Raw genomic sequence first — 1,199 nt, forward strand, 5'->3', positions numbered from 1 at the left:
GCCGCGTAGACTGCGGCCTGCACGCGCGAGTTGAGCTGCAGTTTGCGCAGGATGTGCTGGACGTGAATCTTCACGGTGGTTTCCGCGATATCGAGCTTGCGGGCAATCACCTTGTTGCTGTCGCCGTGCGCGACCAGTGCGAGCACTTCCCGCTCACGCGCCGACAGCAGCGCAAGGGCCGAGTCGTCCTGCTCCGCCGCAGGCTCGCTCCCGTTGCGGTTCGCCTCCAGGAGGACGGCCTCGTTGGTCGCGGGCAAAGCAGGCCTGGACCGGAAGGCCGCCACCAGCTTGGTCATCATCTCCGGGCTCACGACCGACTCGCCTTCAAGGACCTTGATGATGGATTCCGACAAATGGTCCAGTTCCACGGTTTTCAGCAGGTAGCCATCGGCTCCGGCTTGCAGCGCTGTGGCCAGATCTATTTCGTTTTCGCTGACCGTCAGCATCAGGATGCGAGTGCCGGGTGCCGCATCCTTGAGCGCCGCGATGCCGTCCACACCCAGAACCCCCGGCAGGTGATTGTCAAGCAGGATCAGATCAGGTTTGCTGCATGCTACGCAGCGCAATGCCTCGCCGATATCGCCGGCCTCCCCAGCCACATCGAAACGACCATCCTGCGACAGCAGTGCAACCAGTCCGCGGCGAAACAGGGTGTGGTCATCCACCACCAGCAGTTCAATGGATTTCATGATGGGTTTCCTGAGCCGCCATGCCCGCGCCGACCTTGGGATGAGGCGGCAGTGTCAGCGTGACCGTAGTTCCCTGCCCTGCCGCGGAGGCAACGTTCACCTCAGCACCAATACGCCCGGCGCGCTCACGCATGATGTTGAGGCCGACATGGGACTCCCCCGGGTGCTTTTGGGTGTCGAAGCCGGCGCCGTTGTCGCGGACCACAAACCGCCAGTGCGCGCCTTTGACCACTTCCAGCCCGACTTGCGTGGCACCGGCATGCTTGCGCACATTCGACAGCGCCTCCTGCACCACATGCAGCACCTGAACCTGCACATCGGATGGCAGCGGCAGCCCTTGGCCATGGACCTGCAATTGCCCGGACAGCCCTGTCTGGCTCTGGAATTTCTGCAGTGTTTCCTGCAAGGCCTGCTCAATATCGTCCGTATTGGTGCGCGTGCGGAAATGCACCAGCAATTCGCGAACATCGCCGATGCTTTCGCGCAACCCAATGTCCAGTTCATCCAGGG

The 1,199-nt window shown here is 62.4% G+C and carries 2 protein-coding genes; both read right to left on the reverse strand.

Going from position 1 to position 1,199, the window contains the following annotated elements; translation table 11 throughout:
- Positions 1-689: response regulator (locus AC1D0Z_RS22210; RefSeq protein WP_477660311.1), on the reverse strand; the 689-nt coding region annotated here is incomplete at its 3' end.
- The coding region (locus AC1D0Z_RS22215; protein WP_477660312.1) for a sensor histidine kinase at positions 676-1,199 on the reverse strand (524 nt) is incomplete at its 5' end. The genes AC1D0Z_RS22215 and AC1D0Z_RS22210, both read right to left, overlap by 14 nt.

This window comes from Polaromonas sp. P1_E3 (assembly GCF_056405935.1).